Raw genomic sequence first — 21605 nt, forward strand, 5'->3', positions numbered from 1 at the left:
TGGTGGCTCTTTTTATTGCGCACAGAAAAGAAGAACCATCCTTGGTTTTTCTTTTTCCTGACTTAACAATATATTATAGCCATGTGCCAAAACGTTTAATATAAAACTGCTTCATCAGTTGAGCGACAACACAATAGCTCACTAATGTCAGAGCTAGCCATGGGAAATATTCTATTGGCAACGGTTGTAATCCTATCATTTCACCAAATGAAGAAAATGGAATATATAGCCCGAGAGCCATAATTAACCCTGTCGTTAACATAACAGGTAGCGCAGCTGTGCTTTGTATAAAGGGGATTTTTTGTGTTCTTAACATATGAACAACTAGCGTCTGAGAGAGTAATCCTTCCACAAACCAACCGGATTGGAACAACGCTTCATGAGCAACACTATTTGCTTGGAACACGTACCACATTAGCGCAAAAGTCGTGATATCAAAAATAGATGACGTTGGCCCAATCCAAAGCATAAAGCGGCCAATATTTTTTGCATCCCATTTACGAGGTCGTTTTAAAAACTCTTTATCCATTTTATCCCAGGGTAATGCAAGCTGGGAAATATCATACAGCAAGTTTTGAACGAGCAAATGAATGGCTAACATCGGTAGGAAGGGAATAAATGCACTGGCAATTAATACAGAAAATACGTTACCGAAGTTAGAGCTCGCTGTCATATTTAAGTATTTAATAATATTGCCGAAAGTTTCACGTCCTTTAATCACCCCCTGCTCTAATACCATTAAATCTTTTTCAAGTAAGATAATATCCGCAGATTCCTTAGCAATGTCCGTCCCTGTATCAACTGAAATTCCCACATCAGCATCACGTAATGCCGGTGCATCGTTAATCCCATCACCAAGAAAGCCAACTGTATGCCCATTTGCTTGTAACCGCTTTAAAATACGGGATTTTTGCAAAGGTGTTAATTTACAAAAAACTGAAACCTGCTCAACTTTCTGACCGAGCTCTTCGTCCGTCAAAGCCTCAATTTCCAGACCAGTCATGATTTCACTGATATTTAGACCAACATCACGACAAATTTTTTCGGTAATAATCGCATTATCACCCGTCAACACCTTCACCGTAACACCATTTTCACGTAGCGCTGCAATGGCTGAAATTGCGCTTTCTTTTGCTGGGTCAAGAAAAGTTAAAATGCCTTGTAGTTCTAACTGATGCTCAGCTTGAGTTGAAAGCGGTAAGCTGGCTTCAGCATCATTCAAACGGCGAGTTGCGAGTAGTAATACACGAAATCCTTGTCTGTTATAGTCACTCACTAGCTCAGTAATTGTTGCTCTTGCTTGGTTATCAAGTAAATGAAGCTCACCATCTTGTTGATAGCTTTGGCAAACAGCTAACATTTCCTCAGCGGCGCCTTTACAAATAAGTAGGGCTTCGCCTTCTGGTGTTCGTACTGTCACTGACAATTTACGCCGAATAAAATCAAAGGGTAATTCATCAATTTTTTGAAATCCTTTTAGCTTCTCAACTTCACTGTTCCCTCTACCACGACGAATAATTGCCTGATCCATCATGTTCTTAGCGCCACTTTGATGGAAGCTATTTAGCCAAGCCAGTTGCAAGATTTTACTATTTTTCTGCCCATTACTGTCTAAATAATGTTCTAAAATAATACGATCTTGCGTTAAAGTTCCCGTTTTATCGGTACACAGCATATCCATTGCACCAAAGTTTTGGATAGCATTTAATCTTTTGACAATCACCTTGTGTTTTGACATGGCAATTGCACCTTTGGCTAAATTGGAGCTAACAATCATCGGTAACATTTCGGGTGTTAACCCCACAGCAACCGCCAGTGAGAATAATGTTGCTTCGAACCAATCACCTTTTGTAAACCCATTGATAAGTAAGACAATTGGTACCATGACTAACATAAAACGAATCAATAACCAACTTACGCTATTCACACCACGATCAAATGATGTTTGCGCACGGCTCCCCACAATGGATTTAGCCAACGAGCCTAAATAGGTTTTTCCGCCGGTTGCCACCACAATTCCACGTGCTGTACCGCTGGTAACATTGGTTCCCATTAAACAAATATTTGAAATCTCTAATAATTCATTTTCTGTTGGCGATACGGGATCTAAACTTTTGGCTGAAACGTCACCCAATGTGTCATATTTTTCAACGGGTATAGACTCCCCTGTTAGAATCGCTTGGCTGATAAACAAATCTCTTGATTCGACTAGCTTTAAATCAGCAGGAACCATATCTCCTGCGGATAACAACACAATATCCCCAGGTACTAAGCATTTAATCGGCACCTCTTTTCGAACTGAACGTCCCGTTTTATTGTCGCGACGAAATACCGTAGCTGTCGTTCGAACTAAGGATTTCAATGCTTCCGCAGCTTTATTGGTACGATATTCTTGCCAAAAACGCAAAAATCCACTCAGTAAAACCATAGTGACAATAATAATCACCCCGGTTAAGTCTGTTTCTTCACCTTGACGTTCGGGAATAACATAATCCGTAAAAAAACTAACAACTGCTAATATAATCAGTACGAATATAAATGGATTTTTAAAGGAAGTGAGTAGTTGCTTCCATGCTGGAGGGGCTTTTTCATGAGCAACTTCATTCTCACCTTCAGTCACTAGGCGATCCATCGCCTCATTCTCAGATAAGCCTAATAGATTTGTTTGATATTCACTGAGCACTTGCTCAATATTTTTACTCGCTTGTTCGCCAACAATATATTTTTGGCGTGCAGCCGCTTTGACGCTTTTACGCGGTTCTCTTATTTCAGTCATAACGTTGTCTCGAATACAACACTCGTGATTTTAACGCTATCCAACTGAAATAAAATTAGTTTATTATCAGTTAGATAGCTCCAGCTTACGACTCCATGACGGAGGGTGGTCGTCCATTTCAGCTCCTATAGTGAGTTAATTTAAAGTCATCAGGCAGGTAGCTCTGATGCGACTTTCCAATTGATAGCACTAACACTTTGCTCAAGACTTATTCTGCATACCAATGCTTCAATTTCCTTTTGCTCGGCGGGTGTTGCAAGGAATTCAGCACACACTTCCAGCTGTTCAGGCTTTAATGTGTCGGCACTACTTAACGATTGCAATCGAATATGAAGCCCGTTAATTGCTTGTAAAATAAGTGTTCTTACTAAAATTTCATCCGTTTGATGGCACATTACACGGATCTTATAGCGCTGTTCTACATCAAGCGCTTGCTGCTGTGGTTGTTTATTAATTCGTGAAGCTGCTTCTCTTAATAAAATGTTGGCGCATAAAATTAATAACGTCGCCATCAATGCCAAAGAGTACTGCCCTAATCCACATAAAACACCGATCCCCGCAGAACACCAAAGCGTTGCCGCAGTATTTAGACCTCGAATGTTCATGCCTTCACGCATAATCACACCCGCCCCGAGGAAACCAATTCCAGACACCACTTGGGCAGCAATACGCCCAGGGCTATCAGGAGATGTTGTTACAGAACTTAAAATAAACACCGCAGCACCTGTTGCAACCAGTGCATTGGTTCTCAAGCCCGCCATTCGTTGACGCCACTGGCGCTCAGCACCGATTAATGCACCAAAACACATAGCAGACAGTAAATTTAAAATATCAGGGGAAAAAAGCATGATAATCCCTCCAAAAATAACTTGGATAATGATTTATATGCCTAATAAAAAGCATATAGCCATATATTTTGAGTAAAATAAATTACTCAAAAACCATTAGCTATTGCCTGGAGGAAATAGAGAATAAATATAGACCAACATGATACACACTCAATACAGCTATAATATGCTATCTAATTAAATACAATTATAAGGGAGTAGTATGATGAGGAAACATCAGACACCGCCCGCCATTGTGGCAAGCAGTGAAAAGAAAAGATGATTACTGGCTTGCCATTAAATTAAGTTTTTATTCCAACTCTGACTGTCCAAGTAATAATCTCCTAAGTAAAAGATGGAAGGAGTATAAGTGGGGAAAATTATTAAGTAAAGAACAAAGTGTTCATTAACTTGAAACTTATCTTTCAATTGGTGTAACAAAAATCCCTTCATCACCCTCTTTTTCATTAAAAAACCAAATACCTTCCGGGTAATCTGGTAATGCGATTAAGTACATTACCCCTTCATTGAAGGGCTCAATAAGTAAAATAGTGCCTTCACGACGCTCTTCCCCGTCTGTTTTTACATAAACACGGTCATTAATATTCATAACAGTCTTTTCCAACAAAATATATTAACCATAAATGTAGCGCATACGAAAAAGCCCGTCATTAAAAATGACGGGCTTTAGAAAATCAGTTAAGCAATTAGCTTAGATAGCAGTTACGTTAGCAGCTGCTGGGCCTTTTGCACCGTTTTCAATGGTGAATTCAACTTGCTGACCTTCAGCCAGAGTTTTGAAACCATTGCCCTGAATGGCAGAGAAGTGGACGAAAACGTCTTTGCTACCATCAGCTGGAGTGATGAAACCGAAGCCTTTAGACTCGTTGAACCACTTAACTTGACCTTTCATTTTGTCGGACATTTGACTTTTCCTATATAACATCAAAAAAACTTGCCTTTTGGCATATACGGGCCAGAGTCAACTATTTAATCAGGGAAACACCAAGATGCAGCGTCACGGTCAAAGGCTATCTGTGATAACTTTCTTCTTTAGAACACACTAACTCAGTAATCATACATCAAATAGGACTGCTAAACAGGCCGACACTCATTAACTCATGACTTAAAGATAATAGCAACTATTTTATACGGGCAAACTTCAAAAATATGTCGTTTTTTCGATTGCGTCACTTTTATCGACTATAACGTTAACAAAAATGCTGCATTTAGTTGATAGTTTAAAGAAAACTTTAATTTAAAAAGCCAACAACCCAATAAATGTCAGTAAGAATTATCTGATACGATGACAATCTGTGTAAATATTTTTTTTAACTGATATATAACAATCTCAACGGCTCGTGATACCCTCCTAGTATAGATATCTGACAGAGAGTTATACACATGGATATTATCAAACAAATACTCGTCGAAGACTTGGATGCCATCAATAAACGTGAAAACCGAGATGGGAAACCTTACTTTAATAGTCAGTTTCTCGCCAACCACCCTTATTTATGTGTTGGCATGGTTGCGGCTTATGTCCCCCTAGCCATTATTCTTTGGTATGCCCCTTATTTTGGCCCTTATTGGGCTCTGGGTATCACTATTCTCTTTATTATACTAGCAAGTGTGCTACTTTTTGACATTAAACCTGTCTATCATTTTGAAGATATTGGTGTGTTAGATTTACGCGTTTGTTATAACGGAGAATGGTTTGTCACTGAACCCGTTTCTGATAATGCGATAAGTAAAATCATTGATTCACAAGATGTTAGCTCTGCAATAAAGCAAGAAATATCGCGTTTAATTGCATTAAAAGGAATGATATCGTTTTATGATATCTATCATGTTGCTTATCCTGAAGTTTCTACGCAATTACCTGGTACACTTGCAGCTCAAAATTAATTCAATATCAATTAACTAGAGCAAAACTTCGTCAGAATGTGCAGTGAATGAGCAGTTAGATATTTTTTCTGTTTTTATGATTGACAGCCTGAGATGATGTCGTTAATATTCGCCTCGTTCTCAGGAACAAGCAATTCCTCCATAGTTCAGTCGGTAGAACGGCGGACTGTTAATCCGTATGTCGCTGGTTCAAGTCCAGCTGGAGGAGCCAAATTTAAAAAAAGCCCGCTTAATGCGGGCTTTTTGGTATCTGTTTGTTATGTTCTGCTACTCATGAATTATTCACCTCTATTATCAGTTCCCTCTGCATCTCCTATAAGCCGCATACTATAGACAACGACACCACTTATTGGGGTAGATAATCATCAAATCGATTACTTAACACTCACTTGGCTATTTTTTTCGTTTTTATGCTTTACAACGGTGAACAGGATGGGTAATATGCGCCTCGTTCTCAGGAACAAAGCAATTCCTCCATAGTTCAGTCGGTAGAACGGCGGACTGTTAATCCGTATGTCGCTGGTTCAAGTCCAGCTGGAGGAGCCAAATTTAAAAAGCCCGCTTAATGCGGGCTTTTTGCTATCTTTCTGAAAGTTACCCTTCTGAATATTCAGCTACTAACTAAGCAACCGCAAAGACCCGCACCATAGAATGAATAGCTACTCTTTCTCCAGAAAAAATTGTTTAATTGTCTGGCGTAACCATTGATGCGCAGGATCTCTATCCAACCTTGGATGCCATGCTTGCACGATAAATATAGATTCCAATTCCAAAGGGAGTTCAATTTCAATTAACGGCAAATTAACACTTTTTACCCCTTGCAGTACATGACGAGGGAGCGGCAAAATATAATCAGAGTTCATCGTTAGCATCATAGCTGAATGAAAGCTAGGCAAAGTCAACGCAACATTACGCTCTAATTGAAGGTCACGTAACGCGTCATCAATTGGTCCCAATGTACGCCCCCGCCGCGATACGCTAATATGCGGGTAATGCGTTAAACTCTCAGGTGTCACTTGTCCAATAATCGGATGCCCTGGGCGAACCAACGCCTGAAAAGTACTAGTAAATAAGCTCTGAGCCTTAATTTCAGGGTGCCAATCTCGAGAAGAACCAATAACCAAATCGACTTTACCGCTACGCAAAGAATCATCTTCAGTATCACTTTCTGCGATAAAAATTAAGCTACTTTGGGGAGCTAATTCCCTGAGTTTTTCTAACAACCCACCACCTAAGGCGCCAATAAAAATATCATTCGCCCGAATAACAAATGTTCTTTCTAATGTTTTTGGATTGAATAATTCATCAGGATTAATTAACGCTTCTGCTTGAGCAATAATATGGCTAAGTTGTTCTTTTAATTCTAATGCTCTGGGAGTTGGTACTAATTTACGCCCTGCCCTGACTAAAATGGGATCATTAAATTGCTCACGAATTCGCCCTAGAATTCGGCTCATAGCAGGAGCACTCAGGTTCATTTTTTCGGCGGCTCCTCCTACACTTCCTTCCTCCAATAATAAATTCAACGCATAAATCAAATTGAAGTCGATTTTTTGTGGCATTTTTCCTCCTCGCCCCTTTGCAGCCCTCCTCATTAGTGGATTGCGTTTCATGCAATAATTTAATTACATCATTTCATTTTAAACAATTAAATAAAGTTTAGATACTACTGCTAAAAAATGACAGAGCAAATTTTTAAATAGCAGGAGTTTGAAATGGTTGATGCGTCTATCATACAACCTAAAAAAAACAAATGGATAGCCAGTGCGAGTGAAATTAATGGCCGCTCATGGATGGGTCTATTTGGTGTTTTTTTAGCAGTAATGGCGAGTGGCGTAGGAGAAAACGCCAGTAAATTCGCCCTAGGCGATATTCAGGGGGCAATGGCATTAAATATTGATACTGGCAGTTGGTTAATCACCTGTTATGTAACTGGTTTTGTAATTGGTTCAGGATTTACTCCTTGCTTTTGGCCAACATTCTCACTACGTCGTGTTGCGCTCGTTATGTGTTCTATTTATCTGATTGGAGGATTAATTACACCATGGCTAGGAGATCATTATGCTCTTCTATTAACAATACGTAGTTTACAAGGCTTTGCGGGCGGGGCTCTCCCGCCTATGTTAATGACGGTAGTGCTGCGCTTTATGCCTCCGCTTATTAAAGTATTAGGTTTAGGAGCTTATGGCTGGGTTTCTGCATGGAGTGCTACTTTTGGTGCCACTGCGGCCGCGTTTGCCTTCCATTGGGGGTGGAGTGGGTATTTTTATTGGAACTTACCACTAATGGCGATAGCCACCATCTGCATTGGCTTTGGTTTGCCACAAGACCCTTTACGCTTAGAACGACTGAAACAGTTTAACTGGCGAGGTTTACTTCTGGGGGGAAGTGCACTTGCTATGCTCACCGTAGGTATTTCTCAAGGAGAACGCCTTGATTGGCTAAATTCATCACTAATTTATGTTTTATTGATTGGTGGACTTGGTTTATTAGCTCTGTTTTTGATAAACGAATGGTACCACCCATTACCCTTCTTCAACTTGCAGTTACTTAGCAAACGGAATCTATCGTTCTCATTAATCACCCTTGGTGGCGTGTTGTTGATTATGGTTTCTTTGGTGAATATTACCTCTGGCTATTTATCGTCTATTCAAGGGTATCGCTTAGAACAAACCTCCGACATGATGCTATGGGTGTCACTCCCACAACTCATCACGCTCCCTATCATAGCCATTATTTGTAATACCCCCAAAGTTGATTGCCGTTGGGTGCTCGCCATTAGTTTACTTTTGATGACAGCCGCTTGTTTTCTCGCATCACAACTGACCCCTGATTGGAATGGTGACAATTTTAGAATGATTTCTCTCTTACAAGCTGTTGCACAACCCATGGCCGTTATTCCGCTATTGATGATGGCAACGGGCGGATTACTGCCCACTGATGGTCCATTTGCTGCTGCTTGGTTTAATGCGGTTAAAGGATTTGCAGCAACGGCTGCCGGGGGAGCAATTGCCCTATTAAGCCGCCAGCGAGGTGATTTTCATTCGGGCGTCATTGCTGACAGCTACGGCAGTACTTATCGCGATACGGCGACAAATTCTATCGGTGAACTCACAAAACTCTCCTCAAGCCAAGGACATGTTTTAGCTAGCTCTGACCTATATCTATTGGTTTCTGGTTTAGCACTGTTATTAACTGGGCTGATTTTAGTGATGCCAACTCGTATTTACCCACCGCGGTCTGTTGCCGCAGCTTAGTTATTGATTATCAGGAAATTAGAATGAGTAAGATCAAATTAAAAATTAATAAAAATGTCGCTCTGGCTATCATCGCTATTGTTGTTTTGATGGGAGGATTATTAATTAATAAATTCGCCATTAAAAAAAATGCTCAAAACACCAATGATGCTTATATCCGAGCGGATATTTCACGTATATCACCACAGATTTCAGGTGTGGTGACCGAAGTCCTTGTGCAAGATAACCAATGGGTTAAAGAAGGTGAATTATTAGCAGTCATTGATCCCAGAGAATTTACAGTTGCACTTTCTCAGGCTGCTGCACAAGAGCAATCTGCTCGCGCACGGCAAGATGATGCAAAAGCCAATTTAACGCGTCAACAGGCCTTAATCGCTGCGGCAGAAGCCCAACTGCAATCTGCAAAAGCAGAACTCCAATTTGCGTACCAAGAAAAAACTCGCTACCACAAAATGGCAAATACTGGCGCAGGCTCACAACAAGCGGCACAACAAGCAACTACACGAGTGCAAACCATGACGGCAAGTGTTGCACAAGCCGAAGCATCATTAAAAGCAGCCAAAAATATGTTGCAAGTTTTAGAAGCCAAACAGGCTGATAGCAATGCTGAATTGACATTAGCTCAAGCCAAAAAAGCAATGGCTGAACTTAACCTCTCTTACACCCGTATTACTGCGCCCATTGGTGGCGTAATGGGTAAAAAAAGTTTGCGCGTCGGTGAGTTTGTTAAACCAGGCGATGCTTTAATGGCTATTGTCCCCCAAAATAAGCTCTACATCATCGCGAATTATCAAGAAACTCAATTGGAAAATATTACTCATGGCCAAGTCGTTGATATTAGTATCGACACCTTCCCAGGGCAAATATTAAAAGGCTATGTCGATAGTATTGCTCCCGCGTCTGGCGTAAGTTTCTCACCCGTTGCCCCGGAAAATGCGACGGGTAATTTTACTAAAATTGTACAGCGCATACCTGTAAAAATTGTTTTTGATAGCAACACAGAGCATGCCCAGATGATGAATGCGCTGCGTGTGGGTATGTCTGCAGATGTCACCATTAATACACTCGATGGGAGCCGCTGATGAACAAAACTGTGATCACACTGGTTTTGTTAAAAACTTATCAGCTACTAAGCCATTGGGCAAGATTTCACTCCACTGTAAGCAACACTCCCAGACAACTGGGTAGCCACGCAAAACACAGCGACTTTGCCCACCGAATGGTGGGTTATTTTTCATTTATCGATCAACGTATGATCCCCAAAAACCTTTCCATTTTACAAAAAGTATTGGAAAAAAGGGGAGCTAACTTTAAAGGCGCTATTTAGTTCGCCTATCAGGAACTAATCATGATTAATAATGTGTTGTTAGCCGTCGACAGCTTTGAAAATAGCAGTAATGCACTTAGTTTTATGCAGCGTATGACTGGCTGTGTCAGCAATGTGATTGTATTGACTGTTGTCGATAATACCTTTGCACTAAGCCGCACTGGGTTAAGTAAAGATAGCGATGAGTGGGATGAATACCCTGCCGCGCAAAAAGAAGAAGCTTTGGCACAAAAACAATTAAAAGAGGTCACCAGCGCCTTAAATAGCATGGGGTTTAAAGCCCAAGGACTACTCGCTGCAGGTACCCCTATCGATACCATCCCCAAAAAAATGGAAAAATATAACTGCGAATTATTAATTATTTCTCATCGCCATCTTTCTTCACTTGGACGCTGGCTTAATACCTCAGTGACTCGTAGTTTACTCGACGATATCGCCCAACCAGTTCTCGTTATTCCGCTGTAGATAATTTCTGTAAGTTACATTCATCAATTAGTGGTTAACTGCAGTTAACCACTAAATTTGAAATAATATACCGCCCATCGACTTAAGTTTGTTACCGTCTTTTTGTTTGTGTATGGTCTTGATTAATCACCATTACCTAATTTTCGATCAAACTTCCAACAGTTCGCACAGATAACAGGCAAACAAACATATTTTTCGCTATTCTCCTTTGACAATACAGTAAGAGAAAGCTAATATCCTCTGCATACCAAGGAGTTCCTCCATAGTTCAGTCGGTAGAACGGCGGACTGTTAATCCGTATGTCGCTGGTTCGAGTCCAGCTGGAGGAGCCAAAATTTAGAGAAACCTGCTTAAGGAAACTTAAGCAGGTTTTTTGCTATTGCATGCCTGAATAAGTTAGCTATTTACGTCATTTACATAATCTACCTTTGAAATAAGCTATAATCGCGATTTCTCATAGCTATTTTTTCACTTTACCTTTATCATTCTATTCCGGCTTGAGCACTCGCTCATCATTCACTCTTCCCCTATGGAGCCGGTTTAATGACAACTGTAACTACCCTAACGATCCGCCGCCCTGATGATTGGCATGTTCATTTTCGCGATGATGATATGTTAAAAACGGTCGTTCCCTATACCAGTGAATTCTTTGGCCGCGCGATTGTCATGCCGAATTTAGTGCCACCAGTCACAACGATTGAAGCCGCAAAAGCTTACCGCGAGCGTATTCTAAAAGCGGTTCCACAAGGACATCAATTTACCCCTTTAATGACCTGCTACCTTACTGATAGCACAGATCCTGCTGAAGTCGTTCGCGGCTTTAACGAGGGGGTATTTACTGCCTGTAAACTCTACCCGGCCAATGCAACAACTAACTCTAGCCATGGCGTATCCGATATTAAAAAGATTTACCCCGTATTAGCTGCAATGGAACAAGCAGGAATGCCACTGCTTATCCATGGTGAAGTCACCGCAAGTCATATCGATATTTTTGACCGAGAAGCCTTATTTATTGAGCAAGTTATGTTGCCACTACGGGCACAGTTTCCAAAACTAAAAGTCGTTTTTGAACACATCACCACCAAAGAAGCGGCTCAATATGTCCAAGAAGCGAATGAATTTACAGCTGCAACTTTAACACCTCAACATTTGATGTTTAATCGTAACCATATGTTAGTTGGTGGTATAAGACCGCATTTATTTTGCTTACCTATTTTGAAGCGTAATGTGCACCAAGAAGCATTACGTACAGCGGTTGCTTCAGGTTGTGACCGTTTCTTCCTTGGTACCGACACCGCACCACATATACAATCACGTAAAGAATCTTCCTGTGGTTGTGCTGGGGTCTTTAATGCTCCCACCGCATTAGCGGCTTACGCAAGTGTTTTTGAAGAGCTCGGTGCCTTGGCACATTTCGAAGCTTTTTGTTCCCTAAATGGCCCTAAATTCTATAACTTACCTGTGAATGAAGGGACAATTACGCTAACTAAAGAACAAAATATAATTTGTGAATCCATTGACTGCTGTAATGATAAATTAGTTCCTTTCTTAGCTGGGGAAGATGCATGCTGGACAGTATCTCAGGGCCAGTAATTTAGACACCCATGGGAAGTTCAAAATACTTCCCATTCTTTTTTTACAATGCTTGTTATTCGTTTTATGCATTTTCTGCCATATAGACAAAAAAATGTTTTATTTGCTTTCTTATTGGCGAAATCTCCTTATACTAAAAGTGGACTCATCACGAGGTCATTGCTCTTAGTCAGTTATAGATATTTATTATTTATCACGATGTTTGATTAGGAGGTTTATATGAATAAAAAAAATGATGTTATTCAAACCCACCCAGTAGTTGGCTGGGACATCAGTACAGTCGATGATTACGACGCTATGATGTTGCGTTTGCACTACCTCCCCGAGCAAGATAAACACACAGGTGACGCTATTGTGGATAAAACCATGTGGCTAACGACTGATGTGGCTAAACAACTCATTCATATTCTTCAAGCAGGTGTAGACAAGATAGAATCTGGGGAATATGTTGAGCTTGGTTTTAAAACACACTAGGGAAATAAATGGATATTAGGGTCACTAATATCCATTTAATTTATTCATTCATACAGGTAATTATATATTTTTATATAATTACCTTATTAATTAATTACTAATTCGCAATTTAAAATAAGAACACTATTTATTGTTTTTATTAATCCTTGGTTGACTTCACTATCAGTTCCAATTTATTGTAAGGCACCTTCTTGAACAAGGATGTTCCAATGCGAATATTAGTTATTGATGAATGTTATTATACACGTCTTGGCATTACAGAATATTTATCCAAAAATAAAAAACTCGAATTTATTAGTACAGGATGCATAAAAGAAGCCATTGGTTTTATAAATATAAACACACCAAGCATTATACTGGTGAATTTAACGTATTATTGTAATTACTCTAATTACTGTCCTACGCTACAGCAATTATTAAGCAATACCAATAATACACGGTTTTATATTTATATTAACGCCCCGTACCCACAGACAAACAATCCATTGTTATTAAAGGATAATTATTTCATTCTATCAAAAGATATTATTATTCAAACTCTTGATAAGGTTATTCGTGACTATGAACAAATAGAGAAAATTACTAAGCTTGCTAATAATATTGAGTCATCTATTTTCACAATTAAAGAACAAAATATTATTAACAATTGGATGAATGAAACACCTAATCATATTATTTCTCGAAAACTAGGAATTAGCAATAGCACTGTTTACTCACAAAAAAGGCATATTACCTCTAAAGTTTTCGTCAAAAACAGAATAGAGTTATTTTTTATATATAATGTGTTTAAATATTTATATTAAAAAAAAGCCCTAATTACAGGGCTTTCTTATTATAGATAACATTAATGACTAGTTGTCTTTATTTAATAACCCATCGGATAAACGGTGACGTGATTTATTAAAGATTTTATTACTGACCTCACGGCCTGCACGGCGTGCGCGTTGCTCTTGCTCGGGAAGTTTCATTTCTTCTGTGCAAGACGAACTGCAGCAGCCTTCATACTTTTCTGCACAACTAGGGCATTGGATAAACAATAAGTGGCAGCCATCGTTACGGCAATTGGTATGTGCATCACAAGGCGCGCCACATTGGTGGCATTGTGCTAATGTGTCCTCTGTAATGCGCTCACCCATGCGGTTGTCAAAAACAAAGTTTTTCCCTTTAAACCGTAAAGGTAGGCCCTGCTCCTTCGCCTTACGTGCGTATTCAATAATCCCACCTTCAACATGGTAGACATTTTTAAAACCATTATGCAGCATATAAGCACTGGCTTTTTCACAACGGATCCCACCAGTACAATACATCACAACATTTTTGTCTTTTTGCTCTTGCAGCATTTCAACCGCCATTGGCAGTTGCTCTCTAAATGTATCTGATGGTATTTCAATCGCATTATCAAAACGCCCCACTTCATACTCATAATGATTTCGCATATCAACGAAAACAGTATTTGGGTCATCAATCATCTCATTAACTTCGTGAGCTTTTAGATATTGCCCCGTATTTGCTGGGTTAAATGTTTCGTCATCAATACCATCAGCCACTACACGCTCACGGACTTTCATACGCAGCACCCAAAATGATTTACCGTCATCATCAATCGCAATATTTAAACGTAGGTTTTCTAATGCGGGATCTGTTGCATAAATGAGTTCGCGTAATGCGCTCACATTGGATTCAGGCACACTGATTTGTGCATTAATACCTTCTTTGGCAATATAAACGCGCCCAAAAACACTCAATGCTTTAAATTGTTGGTACCATTGATTACGAAATTCGTTTGGGTCTTGGATATTAAAATACTTGTAAAAAGAGATAGTGGTGCGCGGCTCGACCTCAGCCAACATGCGCTCTTTTAAGATTTTATTTGAAATTTGGTTATGTAACACTGGCATGGTGTTCTCTTTTCCTTTGTAACTAGTTAATATTTAAAGCTTAAAATCATGTGGTGTTCACGAAATGTCCACATCTGATTATTATCAAATATTATCGCTGTTATTTTGTTAATAAAAAACCCTTTATTTGAAAGGTTATTGTGATGGAAGTATTAACGACTCGTTTTAAGTTGATTTTTAAATCATTCCGAAATATTTTTCTTTTTAGTTTGCAGTTCGTTATGTTATAACATTTATTTGATAAGCCAATTTAGCTGACTGAATGATGCGATTTTTTCCTTTCTATTTTTTATTTCTGTTCATAGTTGCTCCACTAGTAGCGGCACACCCTCACAGTTTTATTGAGATGCAAATTTCCCTTGAAAATAAACAAGATAAATACACAGGGATTAGCTATGTTTGGAAAATGGACCCCATGACATCAGCGGATATCGCCTATGAATTAAAAGGCATTAAACCGGATGATCCTCGTTGGAAACAGCAAGAAGCTATTATTATGGCAAATGTGTTGGTGCAAGATTATTTCACTGATTTTTATTATCAGGGGAAGAAAGTGAGCTTTAAACGAATTCCAGATAGCTACCATTTAGAAAAAGATGGCTTTTCTTTAGTTTTCTTCTTTACCGCTTCATTTATGCAACCCCTGCCTATAGCAGGTTCCCATGTGGAAATTCAAACTTATGACCCAACTTTCTATGTCAGTATGACTTACCAAAATAAACAACAAATTAACCTACCGTTGGATATTGCTGCAAATTGCCAGATGGAATTACAAGAAGCAAATGTGACCGATTCAATGCGCGCCTACGCTTTCTCTTTAGACAAAAGTGATAATCCAGAAGAGGATTTAGCACTTGGCAAACAGTTTGCACAACGGGTTGATATACAATGTCCATAATGCCTTTACGTACGCAAAAATTAATAATTACTGCGCTGTTTGTAGGACTTATTACCTATGTCACTTGGCAGCTATACATTCACTGGGGATCATGGCTACAACTTAGCCTAGCTTGGCAAAAACAGTTAAACCAAGGGTTATCTTACTTATTGCAAGAAACCACCTCTCGCCCATGGTATGCAGGTGGGTTACTGGTGATTGCCAGCTTTGCTTATGGTTTTTTGCATGCCCTTGGACCGGGTCATGGCAAATTAATTATTACCACCTATATTGCCACCCAAGCGACTCATTTAAAGCAGAGTGTTATCATTAGCTTACTAGCATCACTCTTACAAGGGCTTGTTGCGATTACTTTAGTTTCCTTAGTATTGATCCTATTCCAACTCTCTACTAAACATCTCAACCAAGCCAGTTTATATGCAGAACAAATCAGTTATCTATTTGTTATTTTACTGGGTAGCTATTTATGTCTCAGCGCATTACGTCGTGGCTGGTTAATCCGCAAATCAAAATACTTAACCCCACTCACGATAAAAAGCATTCAGCCATTGAATTCTTCAACGAAAGCAATAATTAAAACAAAAGCCCATAGCCACTCGGACAGCTGTGGTTGTGGCCACCAACACGTTATCCAGTCTCATCAATTGCAATCCAGTTTTAAAAGTAACCTATTGATTATTCTATCAATGGGGATTCGTCCTTGTTCTGGAGCAATTCTCGTATTGCTGTTTTCTTATGTGATAGAAGTATATACATGGGGAGTTATCGCTGCCTTAGCAATGGCAATGGGTACTGCATTAACCATTTGTTTAATTGCCATTTTTGTTCATTTAATGCGTGATAATGCGGTTCGCGTATCACAATTAAAAGGAAAGTCATTTTCCCCTTATTGGGCAATCTCACTAAAAATTTTGGCAGGTATTTTATTTATTTTGATGGGTGTTTTGATGCTTCAAAGCATCGGTTTGGAACAATCGGTTTCCCCACTGTTGCGATAAACCATTAAAAAAGGGAGGGCTCCCCCTCCCAGGCATTTGCCGAAGTCACGGTGTGGTAGCACACCGTTTTATGCGCAATGTCAACTGCTTACTACATATTGCCAACAACCAGATGGTTAATAATGAAGCTATGCAGGTCCCCATCACTAACCATCCTTACTACTTCGTTTAACCAATTAACTCAATGCGAGCAGGTAATCCTTGGCGTACCGATGCCCCCGAAACCCAGTCTAACCACGTGTTGGCGACTTCACGTGTTGGGTCAGCAAACCCAAGGTCATTTAAGTTAATTCCTGAACCATTTGCCTCATTCATTGGCATTGGTTGGCCATCCAGATAATGCTGTTTCGCCCCCATTTCGGTGTGCCCATAACCATGCTCAATCGCAAGTACCCCAGGCATTACACCATCAAGAACACTCACTTGGGCTTCAGCATGGCCACCCGGTGTGGTGATCCGGATCCAATCGCCATGTTTGACACCCATTTTTGCTGCATCATCGGGATGCAAAGCAACAAGATTCGTTGGTTTCACATGGCGTAGACGTTCAATGACTGTCGTTGAACTGCTCATGACATGGGATTTAAATGACATCAGTTTCAACGGCCACTCTTGTTCTGGGAATACCGTATTCACATCATCGCCATTTGCCATACGTGGTGGATAGTAAGTTGGGCAACCACTATAACGCTCACCCGTTATGGCATGTCGATTGATTGCCACCGTTGGATTCCAAATTTGTAAGCCTTTTTTCCATTGAGGTCCTGTTGCATCGCCATCCCAGGCTTTTTCATACGGAGCAAAACGGCCTCCTCTTGTGAAAATATAGGCAACACGGCGAACTTCTTCTGGTTTTAACGTACGCGTAATCGCTGGTAAAATGCGCTCCACGCCACTGATTTGGATATCTTCTGTTGCGGCTTCAGGAACTGGTTTTTCCCCTAGCCATGCCATATTTGCAGCAACTCTTAAGTAATAGTCTTCAGCTGTATTGAGTGAATGCATGTTGCCATCCATATCTTCAATCACGTTATCACCAAAGCCCGGTAAATTAAGTTCTTTTGCTACAGCGATACAGAAACTCTCCATCGAAACTGGCTGGCCATCTGCTGTTTTAGCCGTGCGTGACTCAACAATCGGCCAACGTGCCGTACTGGCTTTGACCTGCACACCAGACCATGGTGCACTGAACCCCCAACTTTCGAAATTATGGGTATCCGGCACGATGTAATCTGCCAATGCCGTGGTTTCATTCATAAAGGCATCAATACCTATAATCAGCGGCAAGTGTTTAGGGTCTTTCAGTTTTTCTTCCATCACCTGACGAATACCTGCGATACCATATACAGGGTTAGTCATATTGGTGATCCACGCTTTCAGTGCATAAGGATACCCCATCAAGGCGGATGCTAACTGTTCTGTTAGTTGACCTTTGGCAAACGGGTACCAAGGGGCTTTTGCAGGATATGGGTTCTCACCTGCCGCCTGACGCGCTTTGAATTCATCTGATTTTTCATACACTTCATTGCTACGTGATAACACCACACCTTTAGGTTTCACTTTACCTTTATAGCTGGCAATTTTGTAACGTGGCCCATCGTTTTCTCCGTTGAATTTACCACCACCAACAGAAACACCGCCTTTCAAGTTTAAGTTACCAATCAATGCGTTAAGCATGATAACTGACCATGCAGTGTAGAAACCATTACCGCCCATCATACCGCCATGGGAAATAACTGCGGCTTTTCTATCATAAGACGTTAATGCTTTACCCAGTGATTCAATGGTTTTTACTGGGACATGACAGCGCTGGCTATATTCTTCCAAAGTCATGCGATTTGCGGCTTCTTTAAGACACTGGAAGCTGGATTTAACCGTCACTTCACTGCCATCGTGCAAAGTCACTTGGCGTGTCACAAACAATTCAGCAGTTGGAACTTCGTTTGCCAGTTTTAATTCGCCAGAGGCATCTTGTACTAAATAGGCTTTCTCATCGTCACCTTCTCCTGTGATATAAGAAGAAATTAACAATTTGCCAGCTAATGGGTGGTTATCATCCGTAATGACTAAATGTGTTGAGTTAGTCCAGCTTTTCTCCCCCATCGCTTCCATGGATTTTTCACTTGGCACACTGAGGTATTTGGCATTGTAACGCTCATTTTCAATGATCCAACGGATCATCCCCATCACTAACGCAGCGTCAGTACCCGGCTGTACTGGGACCCAGTGGCCGTGGTCATTTGCTAAAGTCGTTGTTAATGGTAATGCAGGCGAAACCACCACATAGTTAAATGAATCACGTAAACGCGCAGTCGCCAATTGACGGCCTTGGCGCTTAAATGGGTTACCTGATTGCGCAGGCGATGTGCCTAAGAACAGTGCGAAACGAACATTATCCCAATCGGGTTTGACGTGGGCGTTTTTGTCCAAATCATCCATCAATGCACCGGAACCGGCACGATAAGCCAATCCACAATACGAACCGTGAGCTCCAAAGTTTTTACTACCAAAGGCATTTTGTGCAAAGCGACGGATAAAACCATCACGGCCGTCGTCACCTGCATTGGTCACTAATAATTGGTTGGCTTTTGGTCCCAGTTTTGGTTGGGATGGGTCTAAAGGCGTTTCTAAGTCACGGATCGCCCGTAAGCCATCCACATGCCCTTCACCAAATAAATCGCCCCCTTCAACCACTTCTTTTATTAATTGTTCAAAACTGATGCGCTCCCATTTACCTTCCCCGCGTTTGCCAACACGTTTCATCGGTTCGAGAATACGCAATGGGCTTGTTAAGCCTTCCATTAACGTCGCACCTCGAGCACAGGCAGTCGAACGGTGTTCAAGGCCTGATTCCCCACTCATTTTGTTAAATGCCGTTTTCAGCGGCATGCCATACGGAAAATGCTCTTCATGAGATAGTGGATGATAAGGGTTCCCCGCAATACGCAATACTTCATTTTTCGCTGTATCAACGCGAGCACGAATACCACACTGAGTCCAACAACCAAAACATTGCGTCATCGCAACCACTTGTTCTGAGTTTTCTTGCCAACCTTTCAGTGCCTGTCCTTCAGGACGTAAAGAGTTACCATTGAGCCTATCAAGAGTGACTTTACCTGACGTACCATTAACCAGACCATCGACTGCACGTTTGGCCACATCACGGTAGCTTGCACCAAATAATGCGATACCACCGACAACCAAACCACCTTTAAGCCATTGACGTCTTGAGAATTTAGCCATGTTGCACTCTCCTCGCAAACCAGCGAACACCTTCACGAACAATAATTGTTAATGCAATCCATAAACCGAATGTGCCGACAATTGCCAGTAATCCGTCTGTTCCCAATGGGAAATGGTATGGGTTAGCGATAATGTTATATTTTGGTACCGCTTGAACTTCCATCAGGAAAATCCAACGTATCGTCCAAGCAAAAGCCATTGAAATTAAAGCGAGAACAGTGATATATGCAACCGAGCGATTCGCTTTTAAATTACTGACGGACATCGCAAAAGTGATTACCCACAATGCACAAACTCCCATCAACATCCACCACCCAGGGCTTGCTGTATCTAACTGTTGACGTACTGCAATACCTGAGGTGGTATCACCTGAGAGCCATAGCGCAAAACAAACGGCGAACAGCAATAATGTCACAACTTGGAAGCGTGCTAAGCGGTTTTGATATTGAGGTTCACGGCGTGCTCCTAAGTTAATCAATGCAGGTAATACTTGTAGCGCACTGAGGAACATCAATACTGGTATCCACCAGCTATACCAAATTGGGCGAGCATTTAATACTGAGGCTTCACGGCCGGTATATAACAATAATCCTATCGCTGAAAGTGCAGCCAACAACGCCACCCAACGTGTTGCTTTAAACTCTTTTTTCCAAATCAGTTTCACCACTAATGCGACAAAATATAAACCAATAAATGTAGTGAATAATGGCAGTAACACAGACCCCCACCACATCCAAGACCATATTGTTGGATGCGCGTAGAAATGCCATACCCTTGCGGTTTGGTGTAAATCTGCGGTTAATGCTAATGGAGCGGTAATACCCATCGTGATAGCAATAAATACTGCAATCATCTCTAAGCGACTGTTTTCAGGTTTATTTCTCCAATGAAGATAACAAGCGTACAGTACCGCGCAAGCAGCAATTCCTATGAAGAAGAAATATTGTACCGCCCAAGGAAGCCAAAAGAATTCTTGTGGCTGAGCCATGACTTCTGAAATATAAGTTACTTGGCCATTCATCAGAACACCTCCTGCCATAATGCGGGCTGCCCTTTGCCTTGTAGCGGCTGCACGAATGCGTCATCTAAACCGATATAGAAAACTTGAGGTAATGTGCCATTTTCCGGTTTGAGGACTTTGATTTCAGCTTCGTGCTCTGTCAGCATTTTACGAATAGTACTGTTCGGGTCTTTTAAATCCCCAATAATGCGTGCGCCCCCCACACAAGATTCAACACAAGCTGGCAATAACCCCACTTCTAAGCGATGAGCGCAAAATGTGCATTTATCGGCGGTTTGCGTAGAGTGGTTGATAAAGCGAGCATCGTATGGGCACGCTTGTACGCAGTAAGCACAACCAACACAGCGTTCGTTATCAACGACAACAATGCCGTCTTCACGTTGGAAAGTCGCTTGAACTGGACATACCGGTACGCAAGGAGGGTTATCACAGTGGTTACATAGGCGAGGTAATAATACGTTGGTAAAACCTTCTTCGCCCTTCACTGCAACTTGATATTGATTCACTGTCGTTCTAAATTGGCCTTGTGGGGTTTGGTTTTCAACCGAGCAGCTTACTGTGCAAGATTGGCAACCAATACAACGGCGTAAATCAATCAACATTCCATAACGTTTTTCTGGGTTGCCTTCTCGGCGTGTCGGGGAAAAACTGAGCCCAGCTTCTGCGATAGGAATTAACGAAGCTCCCGCAGTCACCGCCCCAATTTGTTGTAGAAATTTTCGTTTACTCAGATCCATAATTGGCTCCAGTACTGACATTGCTAATGCGAAAATAAAAGTTATTAATCAATATGTTATTTGTATTACATGCGTTATTGACAATGGGTACAGTCTCGTTAAGATAACCCGTGGAATTGTTATTTCTCTTTAAACCAAATGAGTTATCTTGATAAAACGTGTAGTGCCATTGTAAGAAGTGTG

General features: G+C 40.9%; 19 protein-coding genes and 3 tRNA genes. 13 read left to right on the top strand and 9 right to left on the bottom strand.

All coding sequences use genetic code 11. The annotated features are described in order from the left end of the window. Nucleotides 1-73: 73 nt before the first annotated feature. The 4 genes from mgtA to cspE form a co-directional block, all read right to left on the bottom strand. Nucleotides 74-2776, bottom strand: a complete 2703-nt coding sequence (gene mgtA, locus FVA69_RS13665) for a magnesium-translocating P-type ATPase (RefSeq protein ID WP_164528958.1) — start codon at nucleotides 2774-2776, stop codon at nucleotides 74-76. Between the two features lie 149 nt (nucleotides 2777-2925). Then, complete coding sequence (locus FVA69_RS13670) at nucleotides 2926-3624, bottom strand: MgtC family protein (protein WP_004255789.1); 699 nt, start codon at nucleotides 3622-3624, stop codon at nucleotides 2926-2928. Nucleotides 3625-4021: 397 nt separating this feature from the next. Then, on the bottom strand, nucleotides 4022-4213 hold the full coding sequence (dsrB, locus tag FVA69_RS13675) for a protein DsrB (protein WP_004255792.1): 192 nt from the start codon (nucleotides 4211-4213) through the stop codon (nucleotides 4022-4024). Between the two features lie 102 nt (nucleotides 4214-4315). Further along, on the bottom strand, nucleotides 4316-4528 hold the full coding sequence (cspE, locus tag FVA69_RS13680; protein ID WP_004909801.1) for a transcription antiterminator/RNA stability regulator CspE: 213 nt from the start codon (nucleotides 4526-4528) through the stop codon (nucleotides 4316-4318). Nucleotides 4529-5007: 479 nt separating this feature from the next. Here cspE and FVA69_RS13685 point away from each other — a divergent pair, with 479 nt between their 5' ends. The 3 genes from FVA69_RS13685 (at nucleotide 5008) to FVA69_RS13695 (ending at nucleotide 6057) form a co-directional block, all read left to right on the top strand. Beyond that, nucleotides 5008-5511, top strand: a complete 504-nt coding sequence (locus FVA69_RS13685; RefSeq protein ID WP_004909795.1) for a YlaC family protein — start codon at nucleotides 5008-5010, stop codon at nucleotides 5509-5511. Nucleotides 5512-5646: 135 nt separating this feature from the next. After that, nucleotides 5647-5722: transfer RNA gene (locus FVA69_RS13690), tRNA-Asn, on the top strand. 259 nt (nucleotides 5723-5981) lie between these two features. Further along, a tRNA-Asn gene (locus FVA69_RS13695) sits at nucleotides 5982-6057 on the top strand. Between the two features lie 113 nt (nucleotides 6058-6170). On the opposite strand, the gene FVA69_RS13700 is transcribed toward FVA69_RS13695, so the two are convergent. Beyond that, nucleotides 6171-7073: a LysR family transcriptional regulator gene (locus FVA69_RS13700; protein WP_109911095.1), complete on the bottom strand. Its 903-nt coding sequence runs from the start codon at nucleotides 7071-7073 to the stop codon at nucleotides 6171-6173. A 153-nt stretch (nucleotides 7074-7226) separates the two neighbouring features. On the opposite strand from FVA69_RS13700, the gene FVA69_RS13705 reads away from it, so the two are divergent. The 8 genes from FVA69_RS13705 to FVA69_RS21305 all read left to right on the top strand — a co-directional run bounded on the left by FVA69_RS13705 (nucleotide 7227) and on the right by FVA69_RS21305 (nucleotide 13430). Further along, nucleotides 7227-8768 (top strand): MFS transporter, encoded by a 1542-nt coding sequence (locus FVA69_RS13705; protein WP_164528959.1) that lies wholly within the window; start codon nucleotides 7227-7229, stop codon nucleotides 8766-8768. Nucleotides 8769-8791: 23 nt separating this feature from the next. Continuing rightward, entirely contained in the window at nucleotides 8792-9850 is a 1059-nt protein-coding gene (locus FVA69_RS13710) for an HlyD family secretion protein (RefSeq protein WP_164528960.1), read from the top strand. Further along, nucleotides 9850-10095, top strand: a complete 246-nt coding sequence (locus FVA69_RS13715; RefSeq protein ID WP_164528961.1) for a hypothetical protein — start codon at nucleotides 9850-9852, stop codon at nucleotides 10093-10095. Before FVA69_RS13710 ends, FVA69_RS13715 begins: the two co-directional genes overlap by 1 nt. A 21-nt stretch (nucleotides 10096-10116) precedes the next feature. Beyond that, nucleotides 10117-10560 carry a universal stress protein gene (locus FVA69_RS13720; RefSeq protein ID WP_109911092.1) on the top strand — a complete coding sequence of 148 codons (444 nt, stop codon included), beginning with the start codon at nucleotides 10117-10119 and terminating at the stop codon, nucleotides 10558-10560. Between the two features lie 256 nt (nucleotides 10561-10816). After that, a tRNA-Asn gene (locus FVA69_RS13725) sits at nucleotides 10817-10892 on the top strand. 211 nt (nucleotides 10893-11103) lie between these two features. Then, the gene (pyrC, locus tag FVA69_RS13730; protein WP_115167462.1) at nucleotides 11104-12153 is read left to right on the top strand and encodes a dihydroorotase; all 1050 of its coding nucleotides are present in this window, start codon (nucleotides 11104-11106) and stop codon (nucleotides 12151-12153) included. A 219-nt stretch (nucleotides 12154-12372) separates the two neighbouring features. Next, on the top strand, nucleotides 12373-12627 hold the full coding sequence (gene bssS / locus FVA69_RS13735; protein ID WP_004909784.1) for a biofilm formation regulator BssS: 255 nt from the start codon (nucleotides 12373-12375) through the stop codon (nucleotides 12625-12627). A 209-nt stretch (nucleotides 12628-12836) separates the two neighbouring features. Then, on the top strand, nucleotides 12837-13430 hold the full coding sequence (locus FVA69_RS21305; RefSeq protein WP_181937011.1) for a LuxR C-terminal-related transcriptional regulator: 594 nt from the start codon (nucleotides 12837-12839) through the stop codon (nucleotides 13428-13430). 48 nt (nucleotides 13431-13478) lie between these two features. Here the strand turns inward: FVA69_RS21305 and FVA69_RS13745 are convergent, their stop codons facing one another. Next, complete coding sequence (locus FVA69_RS13745) at nucleotides 13479-14525, bottom strand: rhodanese-related sulfurtransferase (RefSeq protein ID WP_109911091.1); 1047 nt, start codon at nucleotides 14523-14525, stop codon at nucleotides 13479-13481. Between the two features lie 346 nt (nucleotides 14526-14871). Here FVA69_RS13745 and FVA69_RS13750 point away from each other — a divergent pair, with 346 nt between their 5' ends. Further along, nucleotides 14872-15423 (top strand): DUF1007 family protein, encoded by a 552-nt coding sequence (locus tag FVA69_RS13750; protein ID WP_231136563.1) that lies wholly within the window; start codon nucleotides 14872-14874, stop codon nucleotides 15421-15423. Then, nucleotides 15414-16421, top strand: a complete 1008-nt coding sequence (locus tag FVA69_RS13755) for a nickel/cobalt transporter (protein ID WP_232799045.1) — start codon at nucleotides 15414-15416, stop codon at nucleotides 16419-16421. Before FVA69_RS13750 ends, FVA69_RS13755 begins: the two co-directional genes overlap by 10 nt. A 168-nt stretch (nucleotides 16422-16589) precedes the next feature. Here FVA69_RS13755 and ttrA read toward each other — a convergent pair whose 3' ends face one another. From ttrA to ttrB, 3 genes are read right to left on the bottom strand one after another with little or no spacing between them, the layout of a single operon-like run. Next, on the bottom strand, nucleotides 16590-19664 hold the full coding sequence (gene ttrA / locus FVA69_RS13760) for a tetrathionate reductase subunit TtrA (RefSeq protein WP_164528962.1): 3075 nt from the start codon (nucleotides 19662-19664) through the stop codon (nucleotides 16590-16592). Next, entirely contained in the window at nucleotides 19657-20703 is a 1047-nt protein-coding gene (gene ttrC, locus FVA69_RS13765; protein ID WP_109911089.1) for a tetrathionate reductase subunit TtrC, read from the bottom strand. The genes ttrA and ttrC overlap by 8 nt, the downstream gene beginning before the upstream one ends. Continuing rightward, on the bottom strand, nucleotides 20685-21422 hold the full coding sequence (ttrB, locus tag FVA69_RS13770; protein ID WP_109911088.1) for a tetrathionate reductase subunit TtrB: 738 nt from the start codon (nucleotides 21420-21422) through the stop codon (nucleotides 20685-20687). Before ttrB ends, ttrC begins: the two co-directional genes overlap by 19 nt. Nucleotides 21423-21605: the final 183 nt, after the last annotated feature.

This window comes from Providencia sp. PROV004 (assembly GCF_011045615.1).
GTDB lineage: Bacteria > Pseudomonadota > Gammaproteobacteria > Enterobacterales > Enterobacteriaceae > Providencia > Providencia rettgeri.